Here is a 17,878-nt window from a genome sequence, read left to right as displayed (position 1 = left end):
CAATCGTACTTTTTTGGAGGTGGGCGGGTTCGAACCGCTGACCTCCTGCGTGCAAGGCAGGCGCTCTCCCAACTGAGCTACACCCCCAAGGCGGCTATGCCGCACTTATAGCTAATTACTCTTAGCTAATGGCTATAGGCTACAAGCTACAAGTAAATTTGCAGGTGCAAATTTTTTGGGCCTAAGTGGATTTGAACCACTGACCTCACGCTTATCAGGCGTGCGCTCTAACCATCTGAGCTATAGGCCCATCCAAATTGACCCTTGTAAAGTTTTTTATCAAAATTTTATTGTGGTTCAAATTCTTCTTAGGTCTGAAGCCCAGTTTACTGGTTGAGCCACTTCTTCCTTGCTCTTACAACTTTATAAATAAAAAATAGTATGAGATAGACCAGCTTGGGGTATATTCAACCGGAGAAAGCAAAGTTGTTGGCTTTGTTTTCTACTCCTTAGAAAGGAGGTGATCCAGCCGCAGGTTCCCCTACGGCTACCTTGTTACGACTTCACCCCAATTACCAATCATACCTTAGGCACCTGCCTTCGTGATTGCTCAAGATTAGCCTAGCGACTTCTGGTACAATTGACTTTCGTGGTGTGACGGGCGGTGTGTACAAGGCCCGGGAACTGTATTCACCGTGGCGTGCTGATCCACGATTACTAGCGATTCCAACTTCATGGAGTCGAGTTGCAGACTCCAATCCGAACTGAGACTGGTTTTATGGGATTGGCTTCCTCTCGCGAGTTTGCTACCCTCTGTACCAGCCATTGTAGCACGTGTGTAGCCCTGGATATAAAGGCCATGAGGACTTGACGTCATCCCCACCTTCCTCCGACTTATCGCCGGCAGTTCTCTTAGAGTTCCTCCCCTTTCGGGGTTTGGCAACTAAGAGTAAGGGTTGCGCTCGTTGCGGGACTTAACCCAACATCTCACGACACGAGCTGACGACAGCCATGCAGCACCTGTCTTCCCACTCCTTTTGCAAGGCACTTCCTGATTTCTCAGGAATTAGGGAGATGTCAAACCCAGGTAAGGTTCTTCGCGTTGCGTCGAATTAAACCACATGCTCCACCGCTTGTGCGGGCCCCCGTCAATTCCTTTGAGTTTTAATCTTGCGACCGTACTCCCCAGGCGGGGCACTTAATGCGTTAGCTTCGGCACAGAAGGGGTTGAAACCCTCCACACCTAGTGCCCATCGTTTACAGCATGGACTACCGGGGTATCTAATCCCGTTTGCTCCCCATGCTTTCGCGCCTCAGTGTCAGTAACAGTCCAGAGAGCCGCCTTCGCCACCGGTGTTCCTCCCAATATCTACGCATTTCACCGCTACACTGGGAATTCCACTCTCCTCTCCTGTACTCAAGCAATACAGTTTCAAACGCAATTCCTCAGTTAAGCTGAGGGATTTCACGTCTGACTTATATCGCCACCTACGCGCCCTTTACGCCCAGTAATTCCGAACAACGCTTGCCCCCTCCGTATTACCGCGGCTGCTGGCACGGAGTTAGCCGGGGCTTTTTCTGATGGTACTGTCAAGCTATCTCATTGTTAACAAGATAGTTTTCTTCCCCTCTAAAAGGAGTTTACGATCCGAAAACCTTCATCCTCCACGCGGCGTCGCTGCGTCAGAGTTTCCTCCATTGCGCAATATTCCCCACTGCTGCCTCCCGTAGGAGTCTGGGCCGTATCTCAGTCCCAATGTGGCCGATCGCCCTCTCAGGCCGGCTAACCATCGTTGCCTTGGTAGGCTATTACCCTACCAACTAGCTAATGGTACGCAGGCTCATCTGCAAACAATAGCATCCTTACGGATTCAGCCATCTTTGGTTCAGAAAACTTATGTTTCCTGAACGTTATTCGGTATTAGCCCCACTTTCGCGGAGTTATTCCCATTTTGCAGGTAGATTACCTACGTGTTACTCACCAGTCCGCCACTTTACTCACCCGATTGCTCAGGCTTTCTCGTTCGACTTGCATGTGTTAGGCACGCCGCCAGCGTTCGTTCTGAGCCAGGATCAAACTCTCCAATTTTAAAAATCTGATTTCTGGCAATTTTTGAATTACTTTTAACAAGTCAGCCAGTAAACTCGTATTGTTCACCGCCAAGCTAGTTAATCTCATACTGAATTATCAAAGAACAGTTTCTATATACTATTTTAAGTCTTAACTATAATTTGTCAAGACATACTAAAACTTATGGTCTGTTTTAGGGAAATGATTTTCTAACATATATTTCATTTTTTTGTCAAGCCCTATTTTAGAAATATTAAAAAAAAATAAACTACGCCGCCACAGAGCTGCGAGATATCAAAAAGCTTTAATAATCTTATCCTCTGTCATGCCTGCCTGCCTGTCGGCAGACAGGCGAAAACAGGAATCCAGACTTTTCATTTTTCTGGATTCCCACTGGAGTTTACCCTTACGGAAATGGGAACGGGAATCGTTACGAGCCTTTGGCTCACAGAGGGTTATGAAAATGGAATTTTCGGGTCAATGACAAAGAAGGCTGGTTATACCTCAGCGCAAAGCATCCGGGAATTCTCCTGATTAAACAGATGCTAAAATCTGTTGGGATATGGCGCGTTATATTTATCTTATAGTTTTCTCAGTTTAGACTTTTTCTGTCTCTCAGTCTTTGACAGCTTTCTCGGGTTTCCCTTCTTTTTAGTACTTATATGGAGCGGTAAATATCCATTTTCTTCATCATCATCAAAATCTTTATTCTGATAAAAACTTGCCATCTCCAGCCTGCTTTTAAATTCACCTGAAGAGATTACAGTTGCATTATATCCACTGCAAAAACCTGATATCTCTCTATCAGATGTAACAACTATAAAACCCTCTCCGCTTCCTGAGTCTTTTACAATTCTCTTTATCAGGTCATCAGCACTTTCACCAATTCTTGAATAAATTATTGAGATACCTCCCATTCTGTCTCCGCCTTCAAACGGACTACTGTTTCCTGTACCGTCAAAGACAACGGTTATCTCATAATTTTTTATCTTTTTGTATTCACAAAGTTTTTTTATCAGCCCGTTTCTCTCATCTTCAAGGTTTTTATTCCTCATCAAACCATAGGCGCCTATAAGATTATAGCCATCAATTAAGAGCCTGATTGACATGAATCATTAACTCCTCAACATCTTTTAAATCATCTATTGTATTAATCCCCATAAATTCCCTCTCATCATTAACTCTGAAAGAATTAACATCAATCCCCTTTTCAACTGCTTTTGCAATTATGTCTGTCAGATAATATTCATTCTGCCGGTTTTCAGGTTTCAATCTTCTCAGAGTAGAAAACAGGAAATTCCTGTTAACACAGTAAATCCCGGTATTTATTTCCTTTATGCTTTTTTCCTCTTCCGATGCATCCTTCTCTTCTACTATCTTAATTATCCTGAAATCATCATCTCTCACAACCCTCCCATAATTTGAAGGATTCTCCGTATTAGTTGTAATTATAGAAAGCGTTGACTCTGTGTCCACATGGTCATCAATGAATTCTTTCAGTGTTTGCGGTTTTACAAGGGGCATATCTCCACAAAGAATCAGAACATCGTTCTCATAATTCTTCAAAGCATTCTCTGTCTGCAAAACGGCATGTCCGGTGCCTAATTGCTCTTTCTGTGAAATAAAAATCACTTTTTTCCCGTTTAAAACCTCTCTTACCTTCTCCTCCTGATACCCGACAACAATGACTGCAGGATTACATCTCAGATTCTCAACCGTCCTGATTACATAGTTAATTATTGGTTTCCCGCAGACCTGGTGTAAAACCTTTGGAATGTCAGATTTCATCCTTGTACCTTTGCCTGCAGCAAGAATCACTGCAGAAACCTGATATGAATAACCTCCGTTCAATTCGTTTTTTTTCCCAGCCATATCCTCCCTCTGTCAGTAATAGAATAAAAATCTTCTTCAGAGCCTTTTTTTATAACCCGTCTAATAAGGCCCTCCTTTTTTTCTGTTTCCATTAAAACCTTGTTAATTATCCCGTATGTTTTTTCTGTGTTCTCAGAAACAAGACCCAGCAGCAAACTTTTTTCTATTTTCCTGTGTTGACTCACTTTTTCAACTATTGACCTTTGAAGTTTCGCATAAGGGTTTTTATAATCCTTTAATGCTTTTCTCAAAAATCCTGCAATCTTCTCGCCAATTTCAGTCAACATTCTTTCATCCTCTCTTTTCCCCCTGATGCCAACCCCTGTTTTATCCTCAGTGCCTGAGTTTCTGACAAATATAGCTCCCCTTATATTTCCATCAGGGTCTACTAAAGAAAAATACAGAAGGTCAGGTTCTTCCTTCTTAATCTGGATTTTCAGCTTTATTCTGCCTCTGAATTTTTTTTCAACTAAATTCTCTGTAATTTTTCCTGCTTCCTTCCATTCCCTGCATCCGTTTGAAAATCTTTTTTTATCTGTATAATAGATATATAAACTCTTTTTTATACCCGCTTTAAACGGGCATCTTAAAAAACTTATATACTTTTTATAACTAAATCTGCCTCCTGAATACAAACTGAGTGCAGAAACAAATGTGTTAATTGCGCTTTTTAAACCATTGCCGGTAAAAACCGGATATAGCCTTCCCTTGCAGTCTTCCAAATATCCCACTGTTATATTATGCCCGCTTTCCTCAGAACCAACTGCGTGACAGGAAGGAATCTCTTTAATCCATTCTCTGAATTCATCTTCTCCCAAAATTTTCCTGAATGAGTTTATATTTTCAAAAGCATCAGCCACTTTAAACGCACTTATTGAGTTTAAATTTCTTATCTGTGCAGCAGTATTTCTAATCTCATCCATCTTGTTTTTGTTTTTGACATTTTTCTTTAAAATAAACCTGACAAATGAATTTAAAATTTCTGTCATTGAATTTGCTAAAATCCATTTATCCCCAACCCCTGTTGTTTCTATTCTGAAACCCAACTCTCTGGCGCAGAAAGACGCCTGAATATCACTCTCAACAGTATTCGTGTAATATGAATCTTTAAAATCAGAGTGCCTCTCTTTTATAAGATATTTCCCCTGAATAAATGCCGTATCATCACCTGTCAAAACAAGGACCTCGTCTTTCAAAGCATCATATTCGAGCATGAAGAATCTGTCTCCGTCAGCATCAAAAACTGCTCCTGAAACAAAAGCCTCATTTTTTAAGATTTTGGCACGGCAATTCCTTCCTGTCCTGAAAATTTTTTTCAGAGTAAAATTCTCAGCAAATTTTGGAAACCCGCCACATTCATCTTTAAAAACCATTGAAGGTAAAATTCTTGATATTCCATCAAGGTCAGAAACCCCGCAGTTCTGATTAACCATTCCTTTAAAATCATTGCCAACTTCAATCACTTTCCTGAACCCGAGTCTTTTAAATATAACTGAAGCAATTTCAGAATAAGACCCATTCGCAGAATCAACAATCAAAATTCCATTTTTCAGCAATTCTTTATTTTCAACCCATGAATTTCTCGGGTCACAGATAAAATCCAGAAACACACTGATGCATTCATTGTGACTGTCTTTAAGCCCCCCTGATAACTTTTTGGATTTTATGTTCTTATAATCAGTTTTAATAATCGCATCTGTCAAAAGCTTATCATCTGCAGGAAAAAATTTAATGCCCGGCGGGCAAAGAAATAGCTTTATACCGTTCTGGTCAGAAGGATTATGAGATGCTGTTATCATTACTCCGGCATCAATGCCCCTGTATGTCATATATACCGGAAGCGCAGGGGTTGGGATTATCCCAAGTCTCACTGCACAACCGCCAGCCTTCCTGATTCCTCTTATAGCCGCACCTGTAAAAATCCCCCCTTTATCTCTTGGATCCCACCCGACAGCAATCTCTTCTCCTTTTTTTGCAATTTTCTTTTTCATTAAAAGCAGCACAAAACAGTAAGTATATAATTCAATAAATTGCTCAGTGATTATTCCCTTCTCTAAAAAAATCTCCAATGGAGATAATCCTGACACCTCAGGTTCTGAAGATTTCAAAACCCTTCCCCTTATCCCGTCTGTACCCTGAATGCGCTCCGGATAAATCATATCTTTATCTTTTCTTCCTTTCCTGTCTTGACAAACTATATTTACCTGTAAATTTTGCCAGGCAAAAATCAGAAATACCAGATTTCAGATAAACTTCAATTCATCTTCCTCTCAGCCTCGGGTCTGTTGCATCCCTTATGCCTTCTCCTAAAAGATTATATCCGAGGACCGTTATCAGGATTGCAAGTCCCGGAAACAGGGAAAGCCACCAGGCAATTTCTATATTATCTTTTCCTGAAGTCAGGATATTTCCCCAGCTCGGTGTGGGAGGCTGAACCCCGATACCAAGAAAGCTCAAAGCAGATTCAGTCAGTATTGCTCCTGCAACTCCGAGTGTTGCGGCAACAAGCACAGGAGCCATAGCATTTGGGAGTATATGCCTTATTATTATAACAAAATCACCCGCTCCGACAGATTTGGAAGCAAGAATAAACTCCCTGCCCTTCAGGCTCAGCACCTCTGCCCTGATAAGCCTTGCAACGCCCATCCATCCTGTTATACCTATGACAATCATTATGTTATAAATACTTGGCTCCAGTATTGCTATAACAGCAAGAATTAAAAAAAATGTCGGGAAACAAAGCATAATATCAACAAATCTCATCATTACGCCATCTATTAAGTCTCCATAATATCCTGAAATCAAACCAACGATAATCCCAATAACTGTTGCTATGCCGACTGCTACAAATCCCACTTTAAGTGAAATTCGTGAACCATAAACTACACGGCTGAAAACATCCCTTCCAAGCTCATCTGTCCCAAAAATATGTTCTGAACTTGGAGGCATCAGAATCTCTTTTACCTCTATTTTACCAGGGTCAGAAGAAGAGATAAACGGCGCAAATATAGAAACCAGGAATAAAGTAATGACAATAATCCCTCCTGCTATCGCAAGCTTATTTCTTCTAAAATTTCTCCAGAAGATTATCCAGAAAGTCTCTTTTCCCATTGCCATACCTTCTTTATGAAACTGAATAGTTTCGATTCAGAGTATTATAAACAAGATGGGTAGGTTAGGGTCTCCTGACCCTAACTTCCAGCGGGGTCTGGAGACCCCGCTCTACCATCATTAACTTTTTTATTTGAACTTTGAGCTTTATCCTTTGACATTAAAGAGTCTAATCACTCCCTCATCCCAGCCTTATCCTCGGGTCAGCAACCGCATATGAGATATCAGCCACAAGGTTCCCAATCATTGTCAGAACAGCACCTATTACAAGTATGCCCATTATCACAGGATAATCCCTTGCCATTACGCTCATATAAAAAAGCTGACCCATCCCAGGTATCGCAAAAATTGTTTCAAATATAACACTCCCTCCTATTAGTCCGGGTATTGAAAATCCAAGTATTGTTACAACAGGAAGAAGGGCATTCCTGAGCGCATGTTTTCCAATGACCTTTGTTTCAGAAAGCCCTTTGGAGCGGGCAGTGGTAATATAATCCTGCCTGATAACCTCAAGCATATTGGACCTTGCATATCTTGACAGGCTTGCCAGATCCCCAAATGTGGCAACAAACAATGGCATAATAAGATGTTTTGCCATATCAAAAAATTTTTCTAAAAGAGAAAGTTCCTGGTAATTCATAGAATGAAGCCCCGATATCGGAAGCCATCCCATATTAACCCCGAAGAAAATCATAAGAAGAAGAGCAAGCCAGAATGTAGGAATTGCAAACCCTGCAAAAACAAAAAGCGTTATAACCTTATCAAAGAATGAATACTGAAATCTTGCAGACAGGACTCCTATGGGGATTGAAATACAGAAGATAATAAACAAAGACAAAATATTAATTGTTATTGTTATTGGTATTCTTTCCTTTATCTTATCCAGTACTTTCCTGTTATCCGGCGAGAATGACCTTCCAAAATCAAGCAAAACAATCCGCTTCAGCCACATCAAATACTGAACATGCAACGGCTTATCAAGCCCGTAAATCTCTCTAAGCCTCTGCTTTGCGAGACTTGAGGCTTTAGGGTTAAACTGGGTTTGAAGGTCAGTAGGCTCGCCCGGTGCAAGATGAATTACTATGAACGAGATTAATGTAATACCTATTAGCAGGGGAAACATCATCAGAAGTCTTTGCAGAAGATATGAAAACACTATAAAAACCCTATTTATTGTGCAGTTTCAACATATTTCTGATCAGACCTTGGAACATACCATTTGATAAAATTATAAGTAATACCAGCCGGGGCAGGTTTGATACCTCTGAATCTTGAATGTATAATAGGTAATGCTTCTGGAATGTATAAGAAGACATAGGGCTGTTCTTCAGCAAGTATCTCCTGGATTTTAAAATAATAGTTTTTTCTTTCTTCCTGGCTGAATGTCTCTCTTGCCTTTATTAGAAGCCTATCAACCTCTGCATTTTTAAATGAGATATGGTTTAATTCATCCGGACCGGTTTTGCTTGAGTGCCATACATCATATAAATCCGGGTCCTGAGGTATGTTCCAGCCTAAAATCAGGGCTTCAAATTTTTTTGTATGAACAAATTCCTTTAAAAAAGCCGCCCATTCAACAATCCTTATTTTAACTGAAATGCCAACATCTTTCAGCCGTCTTTGAATTATCTCAGCAGTCTTTTTCCTCATATCATTTCCCTGATTAGTCAAAATTGTAAATTCAAACTTTTTCCCGCCCTTTTCAAGTATTCCGTCTCTGTCCTTATCAACCCATCCAGCTTCTTTTAAAAGTTCCCTTGCCTTTTCAGAATTGTATGGATATTTCTTAACATTCTGGCTATATGCCCACATATCAGGCTTGTATGGTCCGTCAGCCACTACTCCAAGCCCCATTAAAACACCATCAATCAGTTCCTGCTTGTCAATCGTATAGTTTATTGCCTCTCTTATCCTTTTATCTTTAAATTTCTGGTCAAGAAGATTAAAACCAAGATAAGTATAACTGAAAGAGAGGTACTTGAACTTATTAAAATTTTTCTTTATTTTTGAATCATCAGTCTGCCTCTTATGCTGGAGAGGAGTTAGCCCCATCCAGTCTATGCCTCCTGCTTTAAGCTCAAGAAACATTGTTGCGCTATCAGGTATAATTCTATATACATATTTATCAATATAAGGCCTTCCTTCAAAATAATAGCGGTTTGACTCAAGAACTATCTTTTCCCCTGTTTTCCACTCCTTGAATTTATACGGTCCTGTGCCAATCGGACTTCTTGCCAAACTGCTTTTAGTAATATCCTTTCCTGCTAAGAGGTGGCTTGGCAGAATCCCTATTGACCAGCTTATAAGGGCAGGAGCAAAGGGTTTGTTGTAAGTTACCCTGAAAGTGTGTTTATCTACAACCTCAGCTTTTTTTACCAGAAGGAAATCCCCGCTGTAAGCAGTCGGTGTCTTTGGGTCTATCATTGTCTTGTATGTAAACATCACATCATCAGCCGTAAAAGGCACACCATCGTGCCATTTCACGTCTTTGCGGAGATGGAATGTAATGGTGAGCCCGTCTTCTGAGATATCCCAGCTATCCGCAAGAACACCCTCTATGACAAGGTCTTTATTATATCTCACCAGTCCGTTATAAACAAGGTCTGTTATTTCGTGTGAGGCGCTGTCTGATGAAATGTGGGGAATAAGATTTGAGGCATCTCCAATGCTTCCTTCAATAATCGTATCACCATAAGCAGGCTCTCCTGCTGATGCTGAAATTGTTTTCCCTCTCTCCTTTTCTCCTTCCTCTTTAGCCTTCTTCTGTGAACAACCAAAAGCAAAAATCAGTATCAAAATTATTCCAAATAAAACCCTTACAAACCCCCTCACCTTCCACCCTCTTTCTCATAAAACTTAAAAACAATTTCCCCGTCTTTGACCATGTCAAGTTCTTCCCTTGCAACCTTCTCAATCCAAAACTGACTGTTTTTTGCAGCTATCAACTCATTGCTTAACTGCTCATTTTCCTGGCTAACTTTTTCCATCTCAGCAATCAATTCTTCTTTCTTTGTATTTAGTTCCTTCATCCTGAAATATCCCTTGTCCCCGAAAACAAAATTCAAAGCAAGAAAAACAAAATAAAAAACTACCAGATATATTGTGAGTTTAAATCTTCCGCTTCCCAGACTATTATTTATCTTTTTAACTTTTTTTATCATTATAAGGAGGGAATGTTAATATTAAAACCTAATATAGCTAATAAAATTAATAATATAATACCTTATCTCTTGTCTATTTTTAAAGGAATTCAGAGTGCATTGTCAAGGAATTACAAAAAGGGGACGGTTCTCTTTTTCTTAATTTTTTATTTTTCAAAGAATAAAGAGAACCGTCCCCTTTTTATGTTAAGTGGAAGGTCAGCAATCCTCTTAATGCTTTTATCCGTCATACTATAGGAAGCGGGGTAAAACCCGCTAGCTGATGTGAAGAGGTCAGAAAGAAACTTCATGAAGCAGGATTTCGTATTGCTGCAATGCTCCCTGTTAATCGTGTCTTTTCTAATGCGGTAATTTTCATTGTTCGCAAAAGCTTCGTTCCAGTCCAAGAGTACCGATTCCCAGTAAAAAAGAACCCTGTCATATACCAGGAACAGCAGATTGGACAAGGCTTCTATAAACGTGGCGCAGAAGGTGGTCTTTTTTCCACAAGTCTTGATAGATGCGGAAGTCTCGAGTTTCGTTGGCACCTGTCTGCGTGCAACGCACAGGCAGATAAGTCAGAGTAGACTTGGATACTTGACCATGAAAACCAATATGATAAAGCTTTTGACGATGAGAGTTCAGGCAGGTTTCGATGTCCCGCAGGCTTTCCCGATATGTCAATTGGGCAAAGGACATGCATAAAAACTGATCCCAACACGAAAAGGTTTGAACCTTGTAATTCCCTTGATATCGAATAACACATTTGTTGAACTCGTAGCTTGGTAGAAACTGAAGTAGTTGAGCAAATACAGTCTTTCCAGAATTCATCTTCTTTCCTCCTTAAAAGGTTTGGAGGAAAATTATATGATGAATCATGGTAGCTATTGAATTTCAAATCGAAAAATGTTTTTTTGCTCATTTAATCCTTGTATTTCAAATAATTATGTGATATTTTTTTAAATAACATTTGGACAGTAGTGATAATAAGTATAAAAATTAATGTTCGACGGACGGGACCTGTTAGATCCGGCTTACAGTCTTGGCACCGGGATCTGCCGCAGGCCCCCCGAACATGTCGTGATCTGGGGTAGATCATGGGGCGCAAACACTTTACACTAAAGAGTATTTGAGTTGACAGGTCCCAGACGAACAAGTGCAAAACCCAAAGCGGCGGTGGGCAAACAGGGCCCTCGATGCCACCAAACGTGCGTGATGCATGAGGTACAATCGAATCGCTCAGCCTTCAAGTTGACCAAGGTGGACAGACACACATGACAAAACACGATTCGATAAAAGCGCAGGTCATCCGCGCATATAACAGTTGGGTCATCAGAACGTACTGCACGCTGCGTTTCCAGATCATGAACATGCGAATACTGGAGGAGATTGGTCAGTATCTTCCCCTTAATGGTCGTATTCTAGATATCGGGTGTGGCTTTGGGCTCTTCACGCTGTATTATGCCTTGCTTTCGCCTGGCCGACGTTTCGTCTCCATAGATGTCAACCGTCTCCGCATCGACGCGGCACGTTCAACATCCGAAGTGCTCAATCTGTCTACGCGTGTCTCCTTCGAGAATCGCACAGCCGAAACGTTGATCGCTCAATCGGTGTCGTGTGATGCAGCGTACATGCTCGACCTTATCCACCACCTCCCGAAGGAAAGGCATAGGCCATTACTAGACATCATATTTCAGCATCTTGCCCCAGGTGGGGTCCTCATTCTCAAAGACATCGCCGCTTTACCGCGATGGAAAGTGGCTTTTACATGGATTCTCGACATTCTCATGAATCCTCGGCAGCCTCCCTGCTATGTTGATACAGTCAGCATGCAAAACCTACTTGAAAGTGTGGGATTTGATGTTAAGATCCATGCCCTTCTAGACATTCTTCCATATCCCCATGTGCTCTATGTATGCAGAAAAGGTATGGGCATGAGATGATGAAAAAAACCCACTTTTCGACTGTTGCTATATGTATGGCAGTAACATTCGCCCTTCTTTTGTTTGTCCTGAGTCTCCGCTGGCCAGTCGTTCATGATCTCCCGATCATGCTCTACGAAGGCTTTCTGGTTCATGACGCGGGTTTGGTTCCATATCGTGACTTCTTCGATATTAATCCACCAGGAACGATGCTGCTGTACAGCGCCATTCATCAGATCACTGCAGGCGCATCATTTGCTTGCAGGATCCTGGACTTGAGCGTCTTGGTCGCTATTGGAGTGTTCACGTGTTTGGCACTGAGTCGTCATGGGTTGAAATCTGGGATTCTAGCTACGGCCTGTTTCGCAGCCGCCTATCTGTCAGGAGGTGCAATTCTCGCGCTCCAGCGCGAGTACCTATGCGTGTTGCCACTAGCCATGTCCATCGCTCTGGTGTTCAGAACGAACAGTTCCGATGCTCCGAGATGGTATTCCCTGTTCCTCTGCGGCATCCTCGCGGGGGTTGTGCTGACCATTAAGCCCCCCATGATACTGTGCTGGGTTCCCCTCATGGTCAAGGCCGCATGTTTCACCGGTTGCGACACAAGCATAGAACGAAGGCGCTTCCTGTTGAGGCTGCTGAAGACCGCTATCTTGGTATTCTCTGGGATGCTCTTGCCTATACTTCTGGTTGCTGGGTGGCTATCCTACAATCATGCTCTTGCGGCCTTTCTTGACATGGCACGCCACTACTACCCGCTGTATGCCGAGATTGACGGTAGCGGAATGGTCCGTTCAGCCGGCGTTGTTCAGCTCTTGAAACGGTATAGAGTAGAGATGATCCCCCTTCTGCTTTGCCCCTTCTCTATCGTGGCATGTCTGGGTGTATCATGGGGCAGCAGAATGACAGATAGACGCCTGCGCACACAAAATGCGATTCTGTTTGCACTTGTACTCTGCGCCCTTCTCTATGTTTTTATCGGTGGCAAATTCTGGCCTTACCACAAGTTTCCACTTTACTACTGCGTATCTTTGTGTGCTGGGATGACACTCAGTCGAGGCCTTTTGCATCATTACAGCGAGTCGCGTTGGCGGGCGGCCATTCTTTGTGTGGCCATAGCGACAAGTCTACCCTTCGCAAGCCTTGGCCAGGAGTTCTTGATATGGAGAGAAGGAAAGACGCATGAGGTCAAAAAAGGTCACGTAAGCCTCGTTTCCTCGTATCTTCAAAAAAATGCGACTCTCTCAGATACCATCATGCCCCTTGATGTGACCTCGGGAGCAATTCATGCTCTCTACAAAATCCGTCGTCCTCTCTATGGACGGTTCATATATGATTTTCATTTTTATCACCATACCTCCACTCAATACATATTGGATTTGCGAAAGGAACTTATTTCGCAATTTAGAGACGACAAGCCGAGTCTTGTGCTGAAGTTTGAATCATGGCGCCCTCACGGAGCAGGATGTTCAGATGAGTTTTCCGAGCTTGATGCTATTCTTCGTGAGGACTATGTGACAGTTTTACAGACGAAAGGTTGCTCGATTATGCGTCGTAAGACGACTGGTACAAGACGAGTAGAGGAAACTCGGAGCGGGTTTCGAGTAGGCTCAATGCGTTGGTTAGGGCATGTTTTTAAGCTGCGTTTGCTCCGACTGAGCTACTTCGGCACGAGCTTCTGAGAGGGTGTGGATCTTTCTAACGGCTCGTTTGCCGTCTCCAGCAAGAATGGCGGAAAACAAATCGCCCTCAGCCTCCGCAACAGCAAGTCTAAGGTAGTAGTCCATCGACTCCTTAAGATGAGCCACGACGATTCGACCCGTGATGAGGGGGTGGTTGTTCGTGACATTGGCCTCGGGATAGCGGGTACCATGCTCCAACTCTATTTCAAGCCCCGCTTTGAAGATAGAAGAGTCTATCTTCATCGTAGGAACATCAAGCGCGCTAAGAACCGCTTCCGCTTCCTCAGTGGGAATGCCTGGTTCCTTTAGAACAGACCAGTCTTGGAGGCCCAGTTCCCGACAGACGCGTTTGACCTCCTCCTTTGAGATGTATTCCTGAATTTTCATCCGCATACCCTCCTTGCCCCAACATGTATTATACGGCCTAAATAATCTGACAAATATTGCAATTTTTGCAATACCTATCCCTGCCTGCGGTAGGTAGGTAAGTCGGTCTTTAAAAAATTATATAATTTTATGTTTTTAAAGCTACCACCACAAACTATATTGTCAAGAAAATTTAGTGACTTGATTACAGAGATTTGAAAAAGATTACAGAGATTTCTAAATTTTTAATTAGGATTTAGATTGCTTCGCTATCGCTCGCAACGACTTCGTCGGATTGCCACGCTCCCTTCAGTCGCTCGCAATGACAAAAGAGGGTTATGACACAGTCTCGAAGAGAGGAGGGTGAGGGGGATTTTGAAAAAGTGTCTGAAACTTGAACAGTTTTTTGAAGAAAAATATAAAAAAATTATAGGTTAATTTATTGATAATAAATAATATTTCTTGTTAATATTTAAAAATATTAAAAAAAATACCAAAAAAGTGTCGAATTTTTGGACAGTTTTTAAAAATTAATATATAGATTTTTTTAAAACAGTTTCCTCTTTTAGAAAAATATTCCTTTATAAATCAAGTAATTACATAATTATTTTTAAAAAGAGGTTTTCTGGCATAATTATTGCATAATAATAAAACGAAAGCATTTTTGAAGGTCTAAATTGAAACAGTTTCAAGATGTTGAAACATAAAATTGCTGAAAGGAGAAAAAATGAAAAAGATATTACAATTTTTTTTACTTATACTCGCATCAATACCTCTTGCGAGCATGGCATTTGCTGAGTGTACTGCGATTCAGAGCGGAACACTCTTAGCAAGCGATGGTAGTGTCATCCAAACAGGCTTCAATGTAAAGGGATATAATTACCAAGCTCGTATTTTCAACGGTGAATACTGCGATGCTTTTGACAATTCAGCACTCTGGTGCGAGCCTTACAAGAACATTGAACTTACTATGAAATGGAACGATACATGGCTTAGCAATCAGGATTGTAATGGCGATGGAAAACTTGATAGACACTACGGTTATGCCTCCTATATAGGTTCAGGAGCATGGTTGACAAACCATCAGAAGGAAACCTATATTGATACCCAAGGTAAAAAACAGAAATGGGAATATTTTGTAAAAATTGTTGCTGCTCCAGCGAATGCTACTAAAGCAGGTGGTGTATGGTATAGTGCAGATGGTACAGAAATCGGAGAAGTTATTTTTGAAGAATTTGCTATTGTACAGCAAGTTTTACAGGACACAGGAGAAGGCAGCCATGGGATTATGTATGTAAGTCCCTATTCTTCTGGTTTTGGTAAATATTCTCCACAAAATTAATATTTTATATTTTTATAATCTAAAAGAACCTAAAAAAGGGAAGAGGTTTAATCCTTTTCCCCTTTTTTATTCTCAGTGGTTTTTTCTGAATTCCCCCCTCTTGTCTCACTATAGTGTCCATTTGGTGTCTAAAATCCTATAAATTGGTAAAATACAAAATAGGGGACGGTAGGCTGTCCCCTATTACACAATGATTCCCCATTTTTTTAGGCGAGATGTACCACCTTCTTTTGTTTTCTTAAGTATCCAAATTTTTTAGCTAAAAACTCAAGCTGTTTTTGTTCTGACAATTTAGATAACTTATGTTCAGCTTCTTTTTGCAATCTACGCTTCATTTCTATAGCATCAAACTTTTTAGCCTTCATAAACCACCTCCATCGGACTTCTGATTTCAAGTATAGGATACCCTAACTTGATGTTTACTGAGTTTATTAAATGAATGCGATTTAAAGCCCGAACATTTTTAGTAGCAGTTACTACCCCATAGTAATAACTCCTTAAAGGAAAGATAGGTTTTTATGCTTTTAAAACTACCACCACAAACTACATTGTCAAGAAAATTTGGTGAATTGATTACAGAGATTTGGGAAAGATCACGGAGATTTTTAAAAATTAGAAATACAACCACCCTTCGAATTCTTCGCTGAATCCAATCCTATCAGAAGAGATTGACTTTTTGAGATTGCTTCGTCACTCTGCTTCTCGCCTACCTGCGGTAGGCAGGTCCCGCAAGGAGACTGTGTCATAATTGCCAAGATGACTGGTAGCCGCAACCTTTAGGTTGCGAAACTCCTTATAATTACAATATATTTTTACCGCAGGCTACCTGTCTGCCAACAGGCAGGAAGCCTACGCCTACCAAAATTGGGGTTATGACACAGTCTGGCGCTGCCGGCGGTCCGATGGCGGCTGGCGATCAAGCCATTCCAGAATGGCGTGAATACTGCCGGTGGCCAGGGCAATATTCGTATCCGCCACGCCATAATACAGGTGGATAGTATCGCCATTAGGAGCAATTGTGTAGCCGCACGGAAAGACGACGTTGCTCACATCCCCGCGCTGCTCGTAGCGTTCTTCCGGGCCGAAGACCCACTCGTTGCCGCGTTTCAGGCAATGCTCCGGTGTCTGCAAATCAAACAGCGCCAGTCCCAGCCGGTAAAGGGCGCCAGCCGCGGTCTGTCGCACACCGTGGTAAATCACCAGCCACCCCTGCGCAGTTTCGATGGGCGGAGGCGAGAGGCCAATTTTGTTCGCGTCCCACCACGCACCCCGCCGGGCTTCCAGCATCAGCTTGTGACTGCCCCAGTGTCGCAGGTCGGGCGAATAGGACATCCACATGTGCGCGCCGTGATAACTGACCGGGCGATGGACCAAAACCCAATAGCCGCCAATCCGATGCGGAAACAGGGCCGCATCTTTATCTTCCGGTGGCATGATCATCCCATAACGCTCAAAGGTGTGGAAATCTTCCGTAAGCGCCAGGGCTATGCCCGGGCCGCTGCTGGTGTAGGCGGTGTAAACGATGGCATACTTGTTTAATTCGGGAACGTAGGTGATACGTGGGTCCTCAATGCCCCACAGCTCTTCAGGAAAATGCTCCGGATCGGCCAGTAGGGTGGGACGGGAATCGATCTTCCAGTCGTCTATGCCATTGGCAGAGCGGGCCGCACTCAAATGGGAATGCCCGCGCCGATCTTCCACACGGCACAAGAGCAGGGTTGTCCCATCGGGCAACAACGTAGCGCCAGGGTTAAACACACTATTAACCGGATAGGGCCAGTTGGCGGCGGTCAAGATGGGATTGAGCTTATGACGGTGAAAAAGTTCAGGATGTTTGTTGTTCATTGGGTTCGGGCCTCCATAGATATAAGAATATTCTCAGCCAGCCGCAGTTCCAGCAAGGACTGGAGAAAGGCCAGCGTTGATTCCGCTCCCTGATTCTCATTTGGCCGGTCGGGATGCAGACCGTCCCGGCAGCCGCCCGTCGTCGGGTCATAGAGGGGCAGATTCAGGTCGTTCCGTCCGAGGAACCACTCAAAGGCGCGGCGGGCTTCCTTGCGCCAGCTCTTGTCGCCTGTGATCCGGTAGGCTTCGAGGCAGGCCGAGACCATGGCTTGCGCCTCCACCGGCTGTTGATCAAAGCGAGCGCGCTCACCGCCCCGCTGATAAAAACCGTTGGAGCCGATAGGGATAAAATGACCCCCACCTGCGTCAGCGCGCTGCAAATCGGTCAGCCAACAGAGCGCCTCTAGTCCGGCTTCGGTCATGGCGTTATTCGGTATCCACTGGCCACACATGAGCAAGGCATGTGGTAACGCGGCGTTGCAATAGGCCAACCTGTCTTCATACCAACGCCACTCGTCCGAGCGGTGGCTTTGATACAATGTCAGCAGCCGACCGGCCAATTCCTCCCGGACCTGGCTGGCTCTGCG

14 protein-coding genes, 2 tRNA genes, 1 rRNA gene and 1 pseudogene (1 of these 18 only partly in view) are annotated in these 17,878 nt (G+C 42.8%); 5 read left to right on the top strand and 13 right to left on the bottom strand.

The annotated features are described in order from the left end of the window. Positions 1-14 precede the first annotated feature (14 nt). From A3H37_02500 to A3H37_02455, 10 genes are all read right to left on the bottom strand, one after another. Positions 15-87: transfer RNA gene (locus tag A3H37_02500), tRNA-Ala, on the bottom strand. An 89-nt stretch (positions 88-176) separates the two neighbouring features. Continuing rightward, positions 177-250, bottom strand: a tRNA-Ile gene (locus tag A3H37_02495). 195 nt (positions 251-445) lie between these two features. Beyond that, positions 446-2,029 (bottom strand): 16S ribosomal RNA (locus A3H37_02490). Between the two features lie 563 nt (positions 2,030-2,592). After that, the gene (locus A3H37_02485) at positions 2,593-3,120 is read right to left on the bottom strand and encodes a hypothetical protein (GenBank protein OGL49557.1); all 528 of its coding nucleotides are present in this window, start codon (positions 3,118-3,120) and stop codon (positions 2,593-2,595) included. Then, entirely contained in the window at positions 3,098-3,883 is a 786-nt protein-coding gene (locus A3H37_02480; protein OGL49556.1) for a hypothetical protein, read from the bottom strand. Before A3H37_02480 ends, A3H37_02485 begins: the two co-directional genes overlap by 23 nt. After that, positions 3,859-6,042: a hypothetical protein gene (locus A3H37_02475; protein ID OGL49555.1), complete on the bottom strand. Its 2,184-nt coding sequence runs from the start codon at positions 6,040-6,042 to the stop codon at positions 3,859-3,861. The genes A3H37_02480 and A3H37_02475 overlap by 25 nt, the downstream gene beginning before the upstream one ends. Before the next feature lie 100 nt (positions 6,043-6,142). Next, a complete protein-coding gene (locus A3H37_02470) occupies positions 6,143-7,000 on the bottom strand; it encodes a peptide ABC transporter permease (GenBank protein ID OGL49554.1) in 858 nt (285 codons plus the stop codon). A 175-nt stretch (positions 7,001-7,175) separates the two neighbouring features. Continuing rightward, positions 7,176-8,150, bottom strand: a complete 975-nt coding sequence (locus tag A3H37_02465; protein OGL49553.1) for a diguanylate cyclase — start codon at positions 8,148-8,150, stop codon at positions 7,176-7,178. A gap of 14 nt (positions 8,151-8,164) precedes the next feature. Further along, complete coding sequence (locus A3H37_02460) at positions 8,165-9,826, bottom strand: peptide-binding protein (protein ID OGL49552.1); 1,662 nt, start codon at positions 9,824-9,826, stop codon at positions 8,165-8,167. After that, positions 9,823-10,155 (bottom strand): hypothetical protein, encoded by a 333-nt coding sequence (locus tag A3H37_02455; protein ID OGL49551.1) that lies wholly within the window; start codon positions 10,153-10,155, stop codon positions 9,823-9,825. The genes A3H37_02460 and A3H37_02455 overlap by 4 nt, the downstream gene beginning before the upstream one ends. 12 nt (positions 10,156-10,167) lie before the next feature. On the opposite strand from A3H37_02455, the gene A3H37_02450 reads away from it, so the two are divergent. The 4 genes from A3H37_02450 (at position 10,168) to A3H37_02435 (ending at position 13,738) form a co-directional block, all read left to right on the top strand. After that, positions 10,168-10,392: a hypothetical protein gene (locus A3H37_02450; protein ID OGL49550.1), complete on the top strand. Its 225-nt coding sequence runs from the start codon at positions 10,168-10,170 to the stop codon at positions 10,390-10,392. Positions 10,393-10,469: 77 nt separating this feature from the next. Next, positions 10,470-10,721 carry a hypothetical protein gene (locus A3H37_02445; protein OGL49549.1) on the top strand — a complete coding sequence of 84 codons (252 nt, stop codon included), beginning with the start codon at positions 10,470-10,472 and terminating at the stop codon, positions 10,719-10,721. Positions 10,722-11,408: 687 nt separating this feature from the next. Next, positions 11,409-12,077 carry a hypothetical protein gene (locus A3H37_02440; protein OGL49548.1) on the top strand — a complete coding sequence of 223 codons (669 nt, stop codon included), beginning with the start codon at positions 11,409-11,411 and terminating at the stop codon, positions 12,075-12,077. Then, a complete protein-coding gene (locus A3H37_02435; protein OGL49547.1) occupies positions 12,074-13,738 on the top strand; it encodes a hypothetical protein in 1,665 nt (554 codons plus the stop codon). Before A3H37_02440 ends, A3H37_02435 begins: the two co-directional genes overlap by 4 nt. On the opposite strand, the gene A3H37_02430 is transcribed toward A3H37_02435, so the two are convergent. Next, positions 13,679-14,125: a hypothetical protein gene (locus A3H37_02430; protein ID OGL49546.1), complete on the bottom strand. Its 447-nt coding sequence runs from the start codon at positions 14,123-14,125 to the stop codon at positions 13,679-13,681. The two genes, A3H37_02435 and A3H37_02430, sit on opposite strands and share 60 nt — an antisense overlap. A 706-nt stretch (positions 14,126-14,831) precedes the next feature. On the opposite strand from A3H37_02430, the gene A3H37_02425 reads away from it, so the two are divergent. Next, the gene (locus tag A3H37_02425) at positions 14,832-15,446 is read left to right on the top strand and encodes a hypothetical protein (protein ID OGL49545.1); all 615 of its coding nucleotides are present in this window, start codon (positions 14,832-14,834) and stop codon (positions 15,444-15,446) included. Between the two features lie 870 nt (positions 15,447-16,316). On the opposite strand, the gene A3H37_02420 is transcribed toward A3H37_02425, so the two are convergent. Continuing rightward, positions 16,317-17,291 carry a glycosidase gene (locus tag A3H37_02420; protein ID OGL49544.1) on the bottom strand — a complete coding sequence of 325 codons (975 nt, stop codon included), beginning with the start codon at positions 17,289-17,291 and terminating at the stop codon, positions 16,317-16,319. Next, positions 17,288-17,878: pseudogene (locus A3H37_02415) on the bottom strand (glycosyl transferase family 1) (it continues 1,582 nt past the right edge of the window). Before A3H37_02415 ends, A3H37_02420 begins: the two are co-directional and overlap by 4 nt.

Source organism: Candidatus Schekmanbacteria bacterium RIFCSPLOWO2_02_FULL_38_14 (genome assembly GCA_001790855.1).
Classification (GTDB): Bacteria; Schekmanbacteria; GWA2-38-11; order GWA2-38-11; family GWA2-38-11; genus 2-02-FULL-38-14-A.
This window is presented reverse-complemented; position numbering and strand designations above follow the sequence as displayed.